The following is an 18,201-nucleotide window of genomic DNA, read 5'->3' on the forward strand; positions in this document are numbered from 1 at the left end:
GTTTTCACCAGACGAGCTCGAAAACAAGCTATATCCGGTCACAATTCGTGCCTGAACCGCGGCAGTGCGATACACAGTGGTCATCAGGGGTGATTCTGGAGCATTTCAAGATACTGTGCATAGCGCCTTAGATGGTCCGAGAACAGGACATTCTCTTTTCTGTTGCTCCAGCTAAGCCGTTTGTTTTTGTCGCATAAATGAAATATTGCGAAAATCGACCGAGGAAACCGAACTGGTAACATTCCATTGGAACGGCGACGGAGGGTTAAAGATTGGCAGTTCTCGTGACGGGCGGCGCCGGCTACATCGGCAGCCACATGGTTTGGAAGCTTCTCGACGAGGGTGAGGAGGTTGTCGTCGTCGACAGGCTCAGCACGGGATTCGATTGGGCTTTGCCCGCTGAAGTCGAGCTGGTCGTTGCCGATATCGCCGACCAGGAGGTGATCGAGGAGGTCATCCGCCGCCGCAAGGTCGATGCGATCGTGCATTTCGCCGGCTCGATCATCGTGCCCGAATCCGTTGCCGACCCGCTGTCCTACTATCTCAACAACACCGTCAAATCGCGCAGCCTGATCGAATCGGCGGTGCGCGGCGGCGTGGAAAACTTCATCTTCTCCTCGACCGCCGCCGTCTATGGCAGCGCCGAGCAGAACCCGGTGCCCGAGACCGCACCGCTGCTGCCGGAATCGCCCTACGGCACGTCGAAGCTGATGACCGAACTGATGCTGCGCGACACAGCGGCGGCGCATGATTTCCATTTCACCGCGCTGCGCTACTTCAACGTGTCGGGCGCCGACCCGAAAATGCGGACCGGCCAATCGACGAAGGGAGCAACCCATCTGATCAAGGTCGCCTCCGAGACGGCCACCGGCAAGCGGCCCTATATGGAGGTCTATGGGACGGACTATCCGACGCCGGACGGCACCTGCGTGCGCGACTACATCCATGTCTGGGATCTGGCCGGAGCCCATCATTTGGCGCTGAAACGCCTGCGGCAGGGTGGTGAAAACCTCATTGCCAATTGCGGCTATGGAATAGGATACTCCGTCAACGAGGTGATCGAGGCTGTGAAACGCGTGGTCGGCCACGACTTCGAAGTGAGGGTTGGCGGGCGCCGTGCCGGCGATGCCGTGTCGATCGTCGCCAATTCCGACCGTGCAAAAAGTGAACTTGGCTGGGTCCCGGAACTGGACAATCTGGACAAGATCGTTTCCCATGCCCTGGAATGGGAAGAAATTCTCAAGCGGAAGAACAACTGAGTACTGTCTTCTCGACGCAATAGAGGGCCGCGACCCCCCAAAAGGCAGCGGATACGTGACCATTTTTCGAACCAACACAAGCTCGAAAACTTCGTTGGACGCCGGTGTCTGGCAGACCGCCGGAACAGGCAACATGAAGATCGCCTCGGCCTCGAACGACCCAGACGCCGCCCAGCATGCACCGACCGACACGGTCGCAATCATGCTGGGCACGTTCGATGGCGGCCGGTTTCTCGAGAAGCAGTTGCGGACCTTGGCGGAACAAAGCCATCGTTCCATCGACCTGTGGGTCTCCGATGACGGTTCGACGGACGGTTCGATCGAAATCCTGAGCCGATTCGAAAAGCACTGGGACCGAGGCGTTTTTCATCTGCTGAACGGTCCCGCTCTGGGGTTCGCGGAAAACTATCGCTTTCTCATTACGAATCCCGACATCGACGCGACCTATTACGCGTTCTGCGATCAGGACGACATCTGGGACCCGGACAAGCTCGAAGTGGCAGTAGCCTGGCTGTCCTCGCAGGATCCCGCCGTGCCGGCGCTTTATTGCTCCCGCACCCGCACGATCGACGAAGAAGACCACGACATCGGCTATTCCTCGTTGTTCGAGAACAATCCAAATTTTCGCAACGCCATCGTGCAGAGCATCGCCGGCGGCAACACCATGGTTATGAACCGCGCCGCACGCGATATTGTCGCTGAAGCTTCCCGGCGCACGAGCTTCGTCAGCCATGACTGGTGGAGCTACATGATCGTCAGCGGCGTCGGCGGCACCGTGCATTACTCGGCCACGCCGCATATCGGCTATCGCCAGCATCAGGACAATATCGCCGGCGCCAACACCTCGCTCAGCGCGCGGCTGCAGCGATATTCCTTTCTGATCCAAGGCGGCTTCTCCCAATGGACGGAAACCAATCTCGCCGGGCTGAACCTGTGCCGGGATTTGCTGACGCCGGATGCCCGCGACGTGCTCCGGGAGGTGGAACTGGCGCGTAGCCGCAGCATCCTCACCCGCCTGACCCATCTTCGGCGCTCGGGCGCCTACCGGCAATCCGCCGGCGGCCATCTCGGCCTGTATCTTGCCTGCCTTCTCGGCAAGCTCTAGGACCAATCGACATCAGGGATCGGGCAGGAGTCGGCGCAATCGGGTGCCTGAGAAGGGATGGAACGGATGGACTTCAACATGACTTTCGAGCCCGAATACGGACGCCCTGTAAAGGTTGCCGAAGGCGTGCACCGCATCACCGCCAACAACCCGAGCCCGTTCACCTTCCACGGCACGAATTCCTATCTGATCGGCCAGGATACGGTCGCAATCCTCGATCCGGGACCGGAGAATGACGAGCATCTCGATGCCTTGCTGAAAGCCATCGATGGCAGGCCGGTCAGCCACATCTTCGTCAGCCATACCCATCGCGATCACTCTCCGCTGTCGCGGCGGCTGAAACACGCCACCGGCGCTCCGCTGCTGGCGCAGGGACCCGACCGGCCGCGCTTTGGCGGTGTCGACATGCCGGGCGCTCTCGATGCGAGCGGCGATCCGGACTTCGTCCCCGACGTCGTTCTGGCTGACGGCGAGGTGGTCGACGGCGATGGCTGGTCGATCCGTACCGTGTTGACGCCCGGCCACGCCTCCAATCATGCCGCCTTTGCCCTTGAAGGAACCGGCGCGCTGTTTTCGGCCGATCATGTGATGGCCTGGTCGACATCGGTCGTCGCCCCTCCGGACGGGTCGATGACCGATTACATGGCATCGCTGGACAAGCTGATCGAGCGCGACGACACGCTGCTGCTGCCAGGGCATGGCGGCGCGGTGGCCAATCCGCGCGCCTTCATGCGCGGGCTGAAGTCGCACCGCAAGATGCGCGAACGGGCAATCATCGAGCGGCTGCGCACGGGGGATCGGCTTATCCCCGAGATCGTCAAGGCGATTTATCGCGAGACCGACCCGAAGCTGCATGGCGCAGCGGCGCTCTCAGTGCTGGCGCATATCGAGGATCTGGTGAATCGAGGCATCGTCGTCCATGAGGGCAGACTCTGGCTCGACGGCGTTTTCTCGCTGGCCTGAGCCGCGGGCAAAGGCAGTCAGAGGCCTGGCAGCATGGACTTGAAACTCAATCCTGAGGATCGGCGGTCCCGGTTTTAACCGCGACATCCTGGTCAAGGTCAGCCAGAAACGACGCGATGCGCGCCGCATTGTCGCCGAGGTCGTGACGGCCGTAGCGCGAGGCGGAGCGCATATCGACATAAGTCGCCTCGCCGTCATCTGTGACGCGGACGGAAACATCGGCAAGCAGCGCCAGAATCAGGGTTCTGGCCGTGGCTTCGAGCGTGACCGGCTGGCCGGGCACCGCCGCAGGCACACGCGACCTCGCCCTCCAACCCTTCTTCCTGATCAGTCCGTCGACCAGTTCCAGCGTCTTTTCCATCGGCAGTTCATAACGCCTTCCCGTCATGTCGGGATAGGCATTGAGTTGAAGCAGCGCCGTGCCAAGCGTCGGCTCCGTGACGCGGCTCATCGCGCCGGTTCGGTCACCAGCCGCCAACGGCATCAGCGGCGGGCTTTCAAGGTCGGTCGTCACATTGGTCAGCATCGGCAAGGTCAGGAAATAGTAGCCGGCCATGCCATAGGGCGTCAGCACGATTGCGCCGAGCAGGAGTGCGGCGAGCACGGACCGTCCGCCCTCCCCGCCCAGCCGCCATATCAGCGAAAAGGCGAGGCCTGCCAGCAGGATAGCGAGCGCGGCCAAGAGCGGCACCAAGCCCAGGACCCACAGGAACGCTTCCGTCTCAAGCGAAAACCAGCGATGCGCGACGACAGCCGTGATGCCGAGCACGAGAGCGAAAAACGCGGTCGCACGCGCCAGCGCTGCCGAAAAAGGCGGCTTGGGTTCCACAAAGGTGCGCTGTGCAACTGCCATTCAGTCCGGCTTCTCCAGCACGGTTTTCGGATCCGCGACCTTCGGGAACGTCCGATGTCCACGATGCCACCGTTAAACCGGATTCGACGGCGGGAAGAAAGAGCGCGATGCGTCTTCGTCCCGCCGAAACAGATGCCGGAGGCGGATATGGCTAATGACATGCGAACGGCCTTGGCCGCGGGAACATTCACCCCGCAGCCAAGGCCCGCCAAGCGGGGACGCACATCAGACCACGATGAAGTCCTGGTAGGTCACGGCGGCCTTGTTATCGAGAACGGCAAACAACACCGGCGCATAGGTCGAGCCCGAGCCGTCGCGGTCGAAATACAGTTCGCCCGTGTCCGTCTCGTAAATGATGCGGTCCGACGCATCGCCGGCCAGGCCGGTCGTGTTCGACCGGAACGCTGCCGAGGACAGCCCGCCCGTCGAAAGGCCGATGAAAACTGCGTTTTCCAGACGGATCGTATCGTCCACCGCGGAAAAATCGCTGATATGATCGACATTCGACGCGCCCAGCAACTGGTCGAACACGAAGGTGTCCGCGCCGCCCTTGCCCGCCAGCGTATCGTTGCCGAGCATGCCGTTCAGGACGTTGTTGCCATTGTTGCCGTCGAGCAGGTTGGCTGTCTTGTTGCCGGTGGCGTTGGTGTTGTCGGTTCCGACCAGATCGAGCGTTTCGACATAACGACCGGCGAGCGTGTAGCTGACGGTCGATATGACCTTGTCGGTGCCTTCGCCGTTCGCTTCCACGACATTATCGCCGGCATTGTCGACATAGTAGGTGTCGTTGCCGGCATGGCCGGCCAGCGTATCCGCGCCGGCCTTGCCGTCCAAGGTGTTGTTGCCCGCATTGCCGTTGATGACGTTGACCAGCGCGTTGCCGGTGCCCTTGAGGCTGGACGAACCGGTCAGTGTCAGGTTCTCGTGGTAGCCACCGAGCACATAAGAAACCGAGGCGCGGACAAGGTCGACGCCGTCGTCGTAATAGTCCCACTGAAAGCTGTCGCCCACGCCGAAGACATAGGTGTCGTTGCCGCCGCTGGAACAGCGGTAGATTTCGGCACCTGAGCCGCCATCGAACAGGTCGTCGCCTTCGCCGCCGAACAGGAAGTCATCGCCGGTGCCACCATAGAGACGGTCGTTGCCGACATAACCGGTCAGCTTGTCATTGCCGCCCTCGCCGTAGAGGACATCGTCGCCGTCCCCCTCGGCGGTGGCATAATAACCGCCGCCGTCCATGGTGTCGTCACCGTCGCCACCTTTCAGGACGTCGCTGCCATTGCCACCGTCCATATCGTCGGCACCGCCGCCGCCGAAAAGCTGGTCTGCGTCCTCGCCTCCGTCCAGCGTATCGGCACCGTTGCTGCCATAGAGGCGGTCGTCGCCGGCGCCGCCGAACAGCGTGTTCCCGGTGGTCTCGGCCAGGGTGTTGTTCTCCAGGCCGGCCCAGAGCACATCCTTGCCGGTGCCGCCGCGCAACGTGTCGGAGCCGATGCCGCCGACGAGAAGATCGTCGTCCGACCCGCCGTCGAGAATGTCGTTGCCGGCCTGTCCGTAGAGGCGGTCGTTGCCGGCCTCGCCATACAGCGTATCGGAGCCGCCGTCCCCGCTGGTTTCCCAGTTCGGATCGTCGGTCCCGGCATCGCCATAGATGAAGTCGTTGCCGGCGCCGCCATAGGCCTGGTCGCCCTCGGCGTAATCGACGCCATCATAATAGATGTCGCCGAAAATGATGTCGTTTCCGCCATGTCCGCGCAGCGCGCCCTGAAAATTCGCCGTATCGACATCCGCTGAATTGTCGTAGCTGCCGTCACCGAGCACGATCGCCGTGCCCCATAGCGTATCGTTACCGGAACCGCCGGTTATATTGCCATTGGGATTTCTCGCCATCTTTCCTCATCCTCGCGAAGAAGGTCGTTCGGCCCAACGATCATTCGGCACAGCCAAAAGCTGTCCCGGCCCTGAAGGCACGGCACGGTACATCAACGCCCGATCCGAAGTCCAGACGGGCGCCAGCCTATGCGAACCAGGGGCGCCGGGATGTCAGGCCCGCCCCTCCGTCGGCAGGCGATAATCCTCGAACTGCTTTCTCAAAGCGGTCTTCAGGATTTTTCCGGTCGCGGTGTGGGGAATTTCCTCAACGAAAACGACATCGTCTGGCATCCACCATTTCGCGACCTTGCCGGTCATGAAGCCCAGAACGTCGGCTTTCTCCACCGTGCGGTCCGGCTTCCTGACCACGACCAGAAGCGGCCGTTCGTCCCATTTTTCGTGGTGAACGCCGATGACAGCGGCTTCCTGAACATCCGGGTGGCCGACAGCGAGGTTTTCGAGCTCGATGGTCGATATCCATTCGCCGCCGGACTTGATCACATCCTTGGAACGGTCGGTGACCTGCATGTAGCCCTGCTCGTCGATATGGGCGACATCGCCGGTGTCGAACCATCCCTCGGCGTCGAACTGTTCGCTGCCGGCGCCGCCGTAATAGCTGCTGGCAACGGCAGGCCCGCGCACCTTGAGCCGGCCGAAGGTCTTGCCGTCCCAAGGCAGCTCCCGCTCATTGTCGTCGGCGATCTTCATCTCGACGCCGAAAGGCGTAAAGCCTTGCTTCTGGCGGACGTCCAGGCGCGTTTCGTCGTCCAGGCCGTCATGTTCCGGCTTGAGTGTGCACAATGTGCCGAGCGGCGACATCTCTGTCATGCCCCAGGCATGGATGACGTCGACCTCGTAGTTCCGCTCGAATTTCTCGATCACCGCACGCGGACACGCCGCGCCGCCGATCACCACCTTTTTGAGATAGGGCAACTTCTTGCCGGTCTCTTCCAGATATTGCAACAGCATCAGCCAGACCGTCGGCACGGCTGCGCTAAAGGTGACCTTTTCGGTATCGAGCAGTTCGTAGATGGAGGCCCCATCCATTTTCGGGCCGGGCATCACCAGTTTTGCGCCGATCATCGGCGCGCTCTGGGCAAGGCCCCAGGCATTGGCGTGGAACATCGGAACCACCGGCAGGATGGTGTCGCGCACCGAAAGCCCCATCGAATCGGGCATCACCGCAATCATCGCATGCAGCACATTGGAGCGGTGGCTGTAGAGAACGCCCTTCGGGTCGCCCGTCGTACCGGAGGTGTAGCACATGCCGGCAGCGTCATCCTCGGACATGTCCAGCCAGGTGAAATCGCCATCGGCCTCAGAGATCCAGTCCTCATAGGCGACGACGCCCGGCAGCGACATCTGCGGCAGATGCGCTGCGTCGGTCAGAACGACAATGCGCTTGAGGCTGGGAACCAGAGGCGCAAGCTTTTCGACAAGCGGCAGGAAGGTCAGGTCGGTGAACAGCAGCCGGTCCTCGGCGTGGTTCATGATCCAGGCGATCTGATCGGGGAACAGGCGCGGGTTGAGGGTGTGATAGACGCCGCCCATGCCCATGATGCCGTACCAGCATTCCATGTGCCTGGCGCTGTTCCAGGCGAGCGTCGCGATCCTGTCCCCCGGCTTGAAACCGTCGCGCTGAAGCTTTTGGGCGACCTTGCGGGCGCGAAGATGGATGTCGGCATAAGTGGTGCGGACGATCGGCCCTTCGACCGAGCGCGAGACGATCTCGCGGTGGGGATGCTGGGTTTTGGCGTGGTCCAGAATTTTATGGCACAGCAGCGGCCATTTCTGCATCAGTCCGAGCATCGCGTTTCCTCCCTTAAACGTTTCTGTCTCCTGGAGTTTTGGGTTTCGCAACGGGATTGTCCAGTGCCGCCATAAGCCCGTCCACCTTTACGCTGGGGAATGGAAGCCATAATGCAGCCATTGTCGCCGTTAACCATTGTTAACGGCGCAGGCGACGCCGAGAGAGGCTCACATGCAGAACGACGATATTGAGACGAGCATGGACGAGAAGCGGACAGACGAGACCGCAGAGGCATCGGACGACCTGCTTTTGGTGGAAGACCTGGCTTTGTCGGTCGAGGAAGCCATTGCGGCGCAGGACGAGGCCAGCGCCCGCCTTGTCGACGAGGAGGAATTCAAGGCGCTGGTAAACGAAGCGCTGGAAGGCGTGGGCGGACGTTTTCTGTTCAAGATGAAGCTCGAGCAGGACGATGAGACGTGTCACGTCGCGGCTGGTGTCGTCGGCAATGGCGAGAACAGCCAGTTCCTGCTGCTGACCTTGCCGGAAACCGGCGGCAAGCTGAAGGTCGAAACCGCGACCGCCAGCAAAAACCCGATCGCCCGCATCACCGAGGCCTATGCCGGCGTCATGGAGGCCTTCAAGGCCGCCGCCTGACGGATCGGGTTGCCGTCAATGTTTCAGTCCTGTCAGCGCTTTGCGCTGCCCGGTGTGCCCGCCTGAGGGTGGAAGGCAGGCACTTGTTTCTGTGAACTGGAAGGGATTTCAGGCCCCCTTACCCGGCCTCCGCTCCGCTCGGCCACCCTCTCCCCGCTGGGGAGAGGAGAGCGTTCGGTGCAGCGCCAGTCCCTTCTCCCCAACGGGGAGAAGGTGGCCCGAAGGGCCGGATGAGGGGGCTTGAAATCAAATACGACTGCCCTGCCAGTTACAGGAGAACAGGGCGAATGCGATGCCCGCGGTAAGCTTGCAACGCAGCGTTGGAGCAAGCCGGCTCCCGCTTCATGCTCCCGCTGAAATCGCGGCCTGGGCGGCGGCAAGGCGCGCAATCGGCACGCGGAAGGGCGAGCAGGACACATAGTCCAGGCCGATGCTTTCGCAGAAGGCGATGGAAGCGGGATCGCCGCCATGCTCGCCGCAGATGCCGAGCTTGATGTCGGGGCGGGTCGCCCTGCCCTTTTCAGCGCCGATGCGGACGAGTTCGCCGACACCGTCGATATCCAGCGAAACGAACGGGTCCTGCTCGATGATGCCTTTCTGGCGGTAGGTTTCCAAAAAGCTCGCCGCATCGTCGCGCGAAATGCCAAAGGTCGTCTGGGTCAGGTCGTTGGTGCCGAAGGAGAAGAATTCGGCGGATTCGGCGATGACATGCGCGCGGATCGCTGCACGCGGCAGTTCGATCATCGTGCCGGTCAAATAGTCGATGGTGACGCCGCTTTCGGTCATGACCTGCTTGGCCACCGCATCGATGCGAGCCTTGACGAAGTCGAGTTCCTTCTTGAGGCCGACCAGCGGCACCATGATCTCGGGCACCACCGGGCTTCCGGTCTTCTTGCCGGCTTCGACGGCGGCCTCGAAGATGGCGCGAGCCTGCATCTCGGCAATTTCGGGATAGGACACGGCCAGGCGGCAACCGCGATGGCCCAGCATGGGGTTGAACTCATGCAGCGCCTCGGTGCGGTGGCGCAGCTTTTCCTCCGGTACGTTCATGGCAGCGGCGACTTCGGCCACTTCCTCATCCGTCTTGGGCAGGAATTCGTGCAGCGGCGGATCGAGCAAGCGGATCGTCACCGGCAGGCCGGCCATGATCTCGAACAGTTCGACGAAATCGGAACGCTGCATCGGCAGAAGCTTGTCGAGGGCCGCGCGGCGATCCTTTTCGGTGTCGGCGAGAATCATCTCGCGCATGGCGACGATGCGGGCACCGTCGAAGAACATATGCTCGGTGCGGCAGAGCCCGATGCCTTCGGCGCCGAAGGAACGCGCCATGCGGGCATCCGTCGGAGTCTCGGCATTGGTGCGCACCTTCAGCCGGCGCGAACCGTCGGCCCATTCCATGATCGCGGCGAAATCGCCGGACAGTTCGGGCTGCAGCATGGGAACCGCCCCCTTGAGCACCTGGCCGTTGGCGCCGTCGATGGTGATGATATCGCCCTTCTTAAAGGTCTGGCCCATGGCGGTCATCGTACCCGCGCGGTAATCGACGCGGAGCTGACCCGCACCCGAAACGCAGGGCTTGCCCATTCCGCGCGCCACCACCGCCGCATGGCTGGTCATGCCGCCTCGGGTGGTCAGGATGCCTTCGGAGGCATGCATGCCGTGGATGTCCTCGGGGCTGGTCTCGACACGGACGAGGATGACCTTGCGGCCGGCTGATCTCATCTCCTCAGCCTCGTCGGAGGAGAAGACGATCTCGCCGGTCGCCGCACCGGGCGATGCAGGCAACCCCATAGCGACGACGTTGCGCTCGGCCTTGGGATCGATGGTGGGGTGCAGCAACTGGTCGAGCGAGGTCGGATCGATGCGCTTGACCGCTTCGTTCCTGGTGATCAGGCCTTCGGCGGCCATTTCGACGGCAATCTTCAGCGCAGCCTTGGCGGTGCGCTTGCCCGAGCGGGTCTGCAGCATCCAGAGCTTGCCGCGCTCGATGGTGAATTCGAGATCCTGCATGTCGCGGTAGTGTTTTTCGAGCTGGTTCGAAATCTCGACGAAAGACTGGAACGCCTCCGGCATCAGCTTCTGCAGCGACGGCTTGTCGGAGCCAGCCGCGATGCGGGCGGCTTCGGTGATGTTTTGCGGGGTGCGGATGCCGGCCACGACATCCTCGCCCTGGGCGTTCACGAGGAATTCGCCATAGAGCAGTTTTTCGCCGGTCGACGGGTTGCGCGTGAAGGCAACGCCGGTGGCCGAGGTCTCGCCCATATTGCCGAACACCATTGCCTGGACATTGACCGCCGTGCCCCAGCTTTCGGGGATGTCGTGCAGGCGGCGATAGGTGATGGCGCGGTGGTTCATCCAGCTGGAGAAGACAGCGCCGATGGCGCCCCAGAGCTGTTCCTGCGGGTCCTGCGGGAACGGCTTGCCAAGCTCCTCCTCGATCTTCTGCTTGTAGAGCGCGATGACGCCTTGCCACTGCGAAGCCGTGAACTCGGTGTCGAGTTCGTAGCCCTGACGGGCCTTTTCCTCTTCGAGAATCTCCTCGAAAACATCATGATCGAGATCGAGCACGACGTTGGAATACATCTGGATGAAGCGGCGATAGCTGTCATAGGCAAAACGCGCATCGCCCGAGGCATCCGCCAAGGCCTTCACGGTCACGTCGTTGAGGCCGAGATTGAGCACCGTGTCCATCATGCCGGGCATGGAAGCGCGGGCACCGGAGCGAACGGAGACGAGCAGCAGCCTGGACGGGTCGCCGAAGCGGCCGCCGGTGATCGCGCCGATATGATCGAGCGCTGACTTGACGTCGTTTTCGAGCCCGTCCGGATAGGTCTGGCCGTTGGCGTAGTACCAGTTGCAGGCAGCGGTGGTGATGGTGAAGCCGGGCGGGACCGGCAGCCCTAGGCTGCACATCTCAGCAAGGTTGGCCCCCTTGCCACCGAGAAGATTGCGATCGCCCGCGCGCCCTTCGGCAGCGCCGTCACCGAAGGTGTACACCCACTTGGTCATTCCCGCTCCTCGCCAATCGAGTTCCCAATCGTGCTTCCTGAACGGAAGCTTAGAAACGCGATATGATGCTGCGCTGCGAAAGGCAATATGCCGAGACCGACCGGTCAAAACTACAATCGATTAAGCTGGATTCGGGGCGCATCGTGGCGTCGGAGACGCTGCGGCAAGGCTGCGCACTCGTTGGCAAAACTGGACGGGCAGCGGTCGCCAAGCGAGCGTACGCCTGAAGAAAACACTTTTTATTTCAAAATGATAGCTATTGCCAGGAGCGCTGCCCGGACATTTTGTCGGTGCGGTTTCCCAACACCTTCGGTCACGCCCGTATCATCGGATCGAGCGCGACCCAAGGAGACCGAGATGGCTGCCACCCCGAACCTGAAAATGCCCTATATCCTGCCTTCGCAGGCGCAGAAACACGTTACCCATAACGAAGCGCTGCAGGCCCTCGATGCGGTGGTGCAGCTGACCGTCACCGCCAAAACAGCGACGCCGCCCGGCGCGCCGGAGCATGGCGAGCGTCATCTGGTCGACACCGGGGCGACCGGGCCGTTCGCCGGCAGGGACGGTCAGATCGCGGCGTGGCAGGATGGCGTCTGGGTCTTCTACCAGCCCCTGCAAGGCTGGCTGGCCTTCGTCATCGAGACGTTGACCCTGCTGTTTTTCGACGGCTCAGCCTGGCAGCCTTTGGCCCAGACGCTGAATGCGCTGCAGAATCTCACCTTTTTCGGCGTGGGGACGGCAGCAGATACGGCAAATCCTTTCTCGGCCAAGCTCAATAAGGCGCTGTGGACGGCAAAGACAACAGCCGAAGGCGGCGACGGCGACCTGCGCTATACGCTGAACAAGGAAAATGCGGCGCGGACGCTGTCGCTTCTGATGCAGTCGAACTGGTCGGGCCGGGCCGAAGTCGGGCTGAGTGGCAGCGACGATCTGTCGGTGAAAGTGTCGCCCAACGGCAGCACCTGGAACACCGCTCTGCAGATCGACCGGACGAATGCCACGATCAAACTCGTCCAGGGTTCGGCAGCCGCACCCGCCATAAAGCTCGGCGACGACGACACGGGGCTTTTTTCCAACGGCGCCGACAGCATCGGGTTTTCCACAGGTGGGACGGCGCAGGCCTATTTCGATGCGGCGGGGCGCTATCTCATCGGCCATTCGGCAGCGCAGTCCACCATGGCGGGCGGCGGCGACAACACCACCGTGACGCCGAAAAGCCAGGTGATTTCTACCGGATCTGACGCGTCGTTTTTGATGGCACGCGTGGACAGCGGCACCAATGGCGCGCGCATCTTTTTCACGAAATCCCGCGGCAGCTATGGCGCTCCGGCTTCGGTGGGAGCGAGCGACGAGCTTGGTACCTTCCATTTCGCCGGCCATACCGGCACGCGCATGGGGGCGGCGGCCTATATCTCCGCTTACGCGGCCGGCGCGCCCGGAACCAACTACACGCCCGGGCGGCTGCGGTTTTTCACCTCGGATGGGACGGCCTCGCCGGCCGAAAGGCTGCGGATAGAGTCCGACGGCTCGCTAGCCATGGGCGGCGGGAACACCGTCATCAATGCCGCGCGGCATCCCGTACTGCGGTCCTACACCATCGCAACATTACCCGCAGCTTCGCCCGCGGCTCAATTGATTTATGTATCCGATGGCAGCGCCAACCGACGCATCGCCGTGTCCGACGGCACGAATTGGCGCTTTGCCGATGGCAACATCGCGACATAGAGCGTGAACAACAACAGTATCGGCGATAGCTTGCTTTCTGCGAGGTCTATGATACGAGCCGCTTTCGATAGCAAAGGACTGAAATGATCAAGGCCATCGGAGACGCATTTTCCGATATCCGTTCGGGCTTTCGGTTGCGAAGAGTGTGGCTTGCACTCGCGCGCGAGGATATTGACGACCAGCACCGGCGTACCCGGCTCGGCCCGCTATGGCTGCTGGTCAACTATCTCGCATTCGCCTCCATCTTCATCTTCCTGTTTCACCGTGGGGACAGCAGCCAGGAAAGCTACGCCGCTTATGCTGCAACGGGGCTGCTCGTCTGGCTGTTCATCAGCGAAATCCTGACCCAGGCGAATACGCTTTTCCTTCGGGAAGAGAACTTCATCAAGGGCACCACGCTGCCGATTTCCGTCTATGTGTTGCGCCTGACCATGCAGTCCGTGATCCGCGCCGCCTATGCGGTGGCTGGATGCGCGGTAATCCTGCTTCTTAGCGGTGCCGTACCCACCCCCGTCTGGCTGTTTTCAGCACTTGCCCTTTTGCTGATCCTGGTGGCCGCGCCAGCGACCATCATCATCTTCGCGTTCCTGGGGGCTTATTTTCCCGACAGCCAATTCATCGTCACCAATGTGATGCGGCTGGGCATGTTCCTGACGCCAGTGTTCTGGGTGTATAGCGGACAGGGCGGCTTCCGCATGGCTTTTTACCACTGGAATCCCTTCACCTATTTCCTGGAGATCTTCAGGATTCCCATCACAGACAATACGGTTCCAACGCAGTCGTTCCTGATCTGCGGCACCGTGGTCCTGACGCTTTGGCTTCTGGCTCTGGTGCTTTTGGGCCGCTATCGCAAGCAAGTGGTGTTCGTGCTCTGATGGTCAGCATCAACGTTGAAAACGTCGGACTGGTCTACAGGCTTCGCCAGAAAATCTCGCTGGCGCGCAAGACGCCCGCCGTGCAGCATACCGGCGGCCGCGTTTCGGAGGCAGGCGGGCGGAAAACGGTGATCGCGCTGGAAGACCTCAGCTTCTCGCTCGAAGCCGGCGACCGACTCGGACTGGTCGGCTCGAACGGCGCCGGCAAGACGACGCTGCTGAAAGTGCTCTACGGCATCTATGAGCCGACCATGGGCAAGGTGGAAATGAAGGGACGCGTCGACGCCCTGTTCAACATCAGCCTGGGTTTCCGCAAAGAAGCGACGGGCCGCCGCAACATCGTGCTGCGCGGGCTGATCAACGGCTGGAGCCTCGATCAGATCAACGACCGGATGGACGCGATCATCGAGTTCAGCGAACTCGGCGATTTCATAGACCTGCCATTCAAGACCTATAGTCAGGGCATGGCGGCGCGTCTGGCTTTTTCCGTCGCCACCAGCCTGGAGCCGGAAATCCTGCTGATGGACGAATGGATCGGGGCGGGGGATGCCCGGTTTCAAGAAAAAGCCAAGAGGCGGATGGAGGAAATTGCGGAGAAGGCCGGTATCATTGTATTGGCAAGCCACAATCATGGACTTCTAAAGCGGACCTGCAATAAAATACTGGAGCTGGACAAGGGTAGACTTAAGGCATTCCTGCCCGTGGACAGCTGGGAGGAAACAGGTTGAAAGCGTAGGGTCATTAAAAAAACCCTCAGGCGGCACAGAGCCGTTTCACTGAATCACTATGCAATCACGCTGACTTGTTTTCAAAGAAGGGACTAATAGGTGCGAGTTACGATTTTCGGAACAGGCTATGTAGGGCTTGTGCAGGCAGCCGTGCTTGCGGATGTCGGCTATGACGTCGTTTGTGTCGATGTCGACCCGACGAAAGTGGAACGCCTGAAGCGCGGCGAAGTACCGATCTATGAGCCCGGCCTGGAACGCCTGGTTCAGGAAAACTACGCCGCCAAGCGCCTGCATTTCACCACCGACGCCAAGCATGGCGTCGACCATGGCGACGTCCAGTTCATCGCGGTCGGCACACCGCCGGATGAAGACGGCTCGGCCGATCTCAAATATGTTCTGGCTGTTGCCGATACCATTGCCGAACATATGGAAGAACACCGCGTCGTCATCGTGAAGTCGACCGTTCCGGTCGGCACGAGCGACAAGGTCCGCGCGCAGCTGGAAAAACGGCTGAAGACGCGCGAGCGGAAGGACCTCACCTTCGACGTCGCGTCCAACCCGGAATTCCTCAAGGAAGGATCGGCGGTCGCCGACTGCACCAAGCCGGACCGCATCATCATCGGCGTCGCATCGCCGGAGACCGAACAGGTGCTGCGCGAGCTTTATGCGCCGTTCAACCGCAACCACGAAAAAATCATCGCGATGGACATCCGCAGCGCCGAGCTGACCAAATATGCGGCGAACTGCATGCTGGCGACCAAGATCAGCTTCATGAACGAGATCGCCAACCTGGCCGACATTCTGGGCGCCGACATCGAGCGCGTCCGCCACGGCATCGGCTCGGACCCGCGCATCGGCTACCAGTTCATCTATCCCGGCGTCGGCTATGGCGGTTCGTGCTTCCCCAAGGACGTGCAGGCGCTGATCCGTACCGCCGACGAGATCAAGTTCGACGCCACGGTCCTGAAGTCGGTGGAAAAGCGCAACAACGAGCAGAAGCGCTTCCTCGTCGACAAGGTGATGAAGCACTTCAACGGCGACATCTCGGGCAAGACCTTCGCCGTCTGGGGCCTGGCATTCAAGCCGAACACCGACGACATGCGCGAAGCCCCTGCCCGCGTGGTGATGGAAGCGCTGTGGAAAGCGGGCGCCAAGGTGCGCGCCTTCGATCCGAAGGCGATGGAAGAATGCCACCGCATCTATGGCGACCGCGACGACCTGGTCTTGTGCGAAGAGCAGGATGACACGCTGGAAGGCGCCGACGCGCTGATCGTCATCACCGAGTGGAAGAACTTCCAGGCGCCGGATTATCGGGACCTGAAGGCAAAGCTGAAAGAGCCGGTGATCTTCGACGGCCGCAACATCTACGACCCCAAGGTCGTACAGCGCTACGGCATGACGGTGTATGGCGTCGGCCGCCGCTCCGCAGCCTGATCGCCCCGCATAGAAAACGCCGCGCCGAACGATCGGCGCGGCGTTTTTGCTGGGATAGACGGTTTAGCTCGCGGCCTTGACCTTCTTTTCAAGGTCCTTCCACTGCTTGGAAATCTTGTTCCAGGAGCCCCGCGCTGCGATGTATGCCGGCTTAAGCTGGCTGAGCTCCTTGCTCAAAGTGTCGGCCTTGAGCGTATCGTTAGCCGCCTTGGCAGCATCGCGCTCCTTGACCTTGGCGCGGTAGGGATCGCGGACCGCAATCCAGGCGGCGCGCTGCCGGTCGTATTCCGGCTTCAACTCGGTCTGCTGTTTTTTCAGATCGCCCAACTGGTTCGCCGGAATCGATGCGACCTGATCCGGTGCGGAGGCTGGCGTTTCGACGGAAGGCGTTGCCTTGGATTCCGTAACCTGCTTGGGTGATTCCTCGCTGCAGGCCGCGACGAGCACGCTCAACGACAGAGCCAGAATGGATGGCAAAAGCTTCATATGAACCCCTTTCACGATTTCGGATTTCCGTGTTGTCGGCGACGAGCGTGACGAAACTGTGAAGTCTATCGGGCGCAAACAGAAAGTTTATCGCACTGCACACAAAATAAGCATGTTCGCCTTCCTTACAGCCTATAAAAGGAACGCGAATTTTCTTCTTATGGTCCGCCCGGCAAAATTTTGTTACAATCGGGCTGTAGAAGTGACCGCTCGCAGCGATCGAAGATGGCCTTGCAAATGGCATGAGCCTTGCAACGTAGGCCTTAGCTAAGGTATGGGACGGGCCGGCACTGCCGCTCTCCCAATATCCGGAAGGAAAATATGCTTAACAAGCTCAAGACTTTCGTCAAGCAGCTGCTTGCCATCGTTTGGGTGCGACGCCTCTATGAAGGCGTGGTCCGTTTTCTCCTGGAGATTCTGGCGGCCAATCGCATCACGTCGCTGGTCTACAGCATTCTCAGCATTCCGACCTTCAATCGGGAACAGTTCGCCGTCTTGCGCGGTCGCCGCGATTACTATCGAAATCTTTCGAAGGAGCGAGCGACACGCACCGAGTTGCGCCGCAACATCCACCGGCTCGAAAAGGGCATCATCATGCAGCCGCGCCGCAAGGTGTTTGCGCTGGATTACCTGATCGAGACGATCGAATATTACGAGAAGGCGATCAAGGACTATGCCGCAGGTTGCGCAGCCGACGAAGGCGAGCTGATCTGGGCGCATGGCGTGCTGAACGACTACTTCTCCATCGTCGACCCGGAAAACGTCGTCGTTGCCGGCGCGCGCAACCGCTTTTCGGCCACGACGTCCTCGTTCAATCCCGAAGACATCCGCCGCATTCCCTACAAGCGCTCCGACACCAAGATGAGCAACGTCGCCTATGAAGACCTGCTCGCCCTGTCGCAGCAGCGCCGTTCGGTTCGCTGGTTCCAGCAGAAGCCGGTGCCGCGCGACCTCATCGACAAGGCCTTGCTGGTCGGGCGTCAATCGCCCACCGCCTGCAACCGCATGCCGTATGAATTCCGCATCTTCGACGATCCGATGATGGTCAAGAAGGTCGCCGGCATTCCGTTCGGCGCGGGCGGCTATGGCCACCAGATCCCAACGGTCGCCGTGGTCATCGGCCGGCTCAACCACTATTTCAGCCCGCGCGACCGCCATGTCATCTATGTCGACGCGTCGCTGGCGGCGATGCCGTTCATGCTGGGCCTGGAGACGCTGGGGCTGTCTTCGAGCGTCATCAACTGGCCGGACTTCGAGCCGCTGGAAGGCAAGATGCAGAAGGCGCTGAACCTCGACTATGACGAGCGCGTCATCATGCTGATCGCCATCGGCTATGCCGATCCGGACGGGCTGATCCCGTTCTCGGAGAAGAAGTCGCTCGACGTCATCCGCCGCTACAACGATCTGGGCGTGAGGGCAGCAGCCCCCGCCGAGGTTCCGGCGGCGCAAGGGGAACCGAAGCTGGCGTAACGCCGACGGCATTGAGCC

14 protein-coding genes are annotated in these 18,201 nt (G+C 61.2%); 9 read left to right on the plus strand and 5 right to left on the minus strand.

All coding sequences use genetic code 11. From position 1 onward, the window contains the following. The first annotated feature begins 272 nt into the window (after window positions 1-272). The 3 genes from galE to ICI42_RS15075 all read left to right on the plus strand — a co-directional run bounded on the left by galE (window position 273) and on the right by ICI42_RS15075 (window position 3,327). Complete coding sequence (galE, locus tag ICI42_RS15065) at window positions 273-1,259, plus strand: UDP-glucose 4-epimerase GalE (protein ID WP_188165397.1); 987 nt, start codon at window positions 273-275, stop codon at window positions 1,257-1,259. A 133-nt stretch (window positions 1,260-1,392) separates the two neighbouring features. Beyond that, on the plus strand, window positions 1,393-2,364 hold the full coding sequence (locus ICI42_RS15070; protein ID WP_188165398.1) for a glycosyltransferase family 2 protein: 972 nt from the start codon (window positions 1,393-1,395) through the stop codon (window positions 2,362-2,364). A 66-nt stretch (window positions 2,365-2,430) separates the two neighbouring features. Next, window positions 2,431-3,327, plus strand: a complete 897-nt coding sequence (locus tag ICI42_RS15075; protein WP_188165399.1) for an MBL fold metallo-hydrolase — start codon at window positions 2,431-2,433, stop codon at window positions 3,325-3,327. Window positions 3,328-3,373: 46 nt separating this feature from the next. Here ICI42_RS15075 and ICI42_RS15080 read toward each other — a convergent pair whose 3' ends face one another. The 3 genes from ICI42_RS15080 to ICI42_RS15105 form a co-directional block, all read right to left on the minus strand. After that, window positions 3,374-4,180: a DUF1499 domain-containing protein gene (locus ICI42_RS15080; protein WP_188165400.1), complete on the minus strand. Its 807-nt coding sequence runs from the start codon at window positions 4,178-4,180 to the stop codon at window positions 3,374-3,376. A 225-nt stretch (window positions 4,181-4,405) separates the two neighbouring features. Further along, entirely contained in the window at window positions 4,406-6,070 is a 1,665-nt protein-coding gene (locus ICI42_RS24140) for a calcium-binding protein (protein ID WP_210317250.1), read from the minus strand. A gap of 153 nt (window positions 6,071-6,223) precedes the next feature. Beyond that, entirely contained in the window at window positions 6,224-7,861 is a 1,638-nt protein-coding gene (locus ICI42_RS15105; RefSeq protein ID WP_188165401.1) for a fatty-acid--CoA ligase, read from the minus strand. A gap of 172 nt (window positions 7,862-8,033) precedes the next feature. Here ICI42_RS15105 and ICI42_RS15110 point away from each other — a divergent pair, with 172 nt between their 5' ends. Then, the gene (locus tag ICI42_RS15110; RefSeq protein WP_230980373.1) at window positions 8,034-8,456 is read left to right on the plus strand and encodes a hypothetical protein; all 423 of its coding nucleotides are present in this window, start codon (window positions 8,034-8,036) and stop codon (window positions 8,454-8,456) included. A gap of 342 nt (window positions 8,457-8,798) precedes the next feature. Here ICI42_RS15110 and ppdK read toward each other — a convergent pair whose 3' ends face one another. Continuing rightward, the gene (gene ppdK / locus ICI42_RS15115; RefSeq protein WP_188165402.1) at window positions 8,799-11,465 is read right to left on the minus strand and encodes a pyruvate, phosphate dikinase; all 2,667 of its coding nucleotides are present in this window, start codon (window positions 11,463-11,465) and stop codon (window positions 8,799-8,801) included. A 357-nt stretch (window positions 11,466-11,822) separates the two neighbouring features. Between ppdK and ICI42_RS15120 the strand changes: the two genes are divergently transcribed. From ICI42_RS15120 to ICI42_RS15135, 4 genes are all read left to right on the plus strand, one after another. Further along, window positions 11,823-13,190, plus strand: coding sequence for a DUF2793 domain-containing protein (locus ICI42_RS15120; RefSeq protein ID WP_188165403.1), 1,368 nt, complete (start codon window positions 11,823-11,825; stop codon window positions 13,188-13,190). Window positions 13,191-13,273: 83 nt separating this feature from the next. Continuing rightward, window positions 13,274-14,065 (plus strand): ABC transporter permease, encoded by a 792-nt coding sequence (locus ICI42_RS15125; protein WP_188165404.1) that lies wholly within the window; start codon window positions 13,274-13,276, stop codon window positions 14,063-14,065. Window positions 14,066-14,193: 128 nt separating this feature from the next. Beyond that, window positions 14,194-14,793 carry an ABC transporter ATP-binding protein gene (locus ICI42_RS15130; protein WP_330999182.1) on the plus strand — a complete coding sequence of 200 codons (600 nt, stop codon included), beginning with the start codon at window positions 14,194-14,196 and terminating at the stop codon, window positions 14,791-14,793. 99 nt (window positions 14,794-14,892) lie between these two features. Beyond that, a complete protein-coding gene (locus tag ICI42_RS15135) occupies window positions 14,893-16,227 on the plus strand; it encodes a UDP-glucose dehydrogenase family protein (RefSeq protein ID WP_188165406.1) in 1,335 nt (444 codons plus the stop codon). A 63-nt stretch (window positions 16,228-16,290) separates the two neighbouring features. Here the strand turns inward: ICI42_RS15135 and ICI42_RS15140 are convergent, their stop codons facing one another. Beyond that, a complete protein-coding gene (locus ICI42_RS15140; protein ID WP_188165407.1) occupies window positions 16,291-16,713 on the minus strand; it encodes a hypothetical protein in 423 nt (140 codons plus the stop codon). A gap of 321 nt (window positions 16,714-17,034) precedes the next feature. Between ICI42_RS15140 and ICI42_RS15145 the strand changes: the two genes are divergently transcribed. Next, entirely contained in the window at window positions 17,035-18,183 is a 1,149-nt protein-coding gene (locus ICI42_RS15145) for a nitroreductase family protein (protein ID WP_188165408.1), read from the plus strand. Window positions 18,184-18,201 lie beyond the last annotated feature (18 nt).

The organism is Oryzicola mucosus (assembly GCF_014534685.1).
GTDB classification, from domain to species: Bacteria; Pseudomonadota; Alphaproteobacteria; order Rhizobiales; family Rhizobiaceae; genus Oryzicola; species Oryzicola mucosus.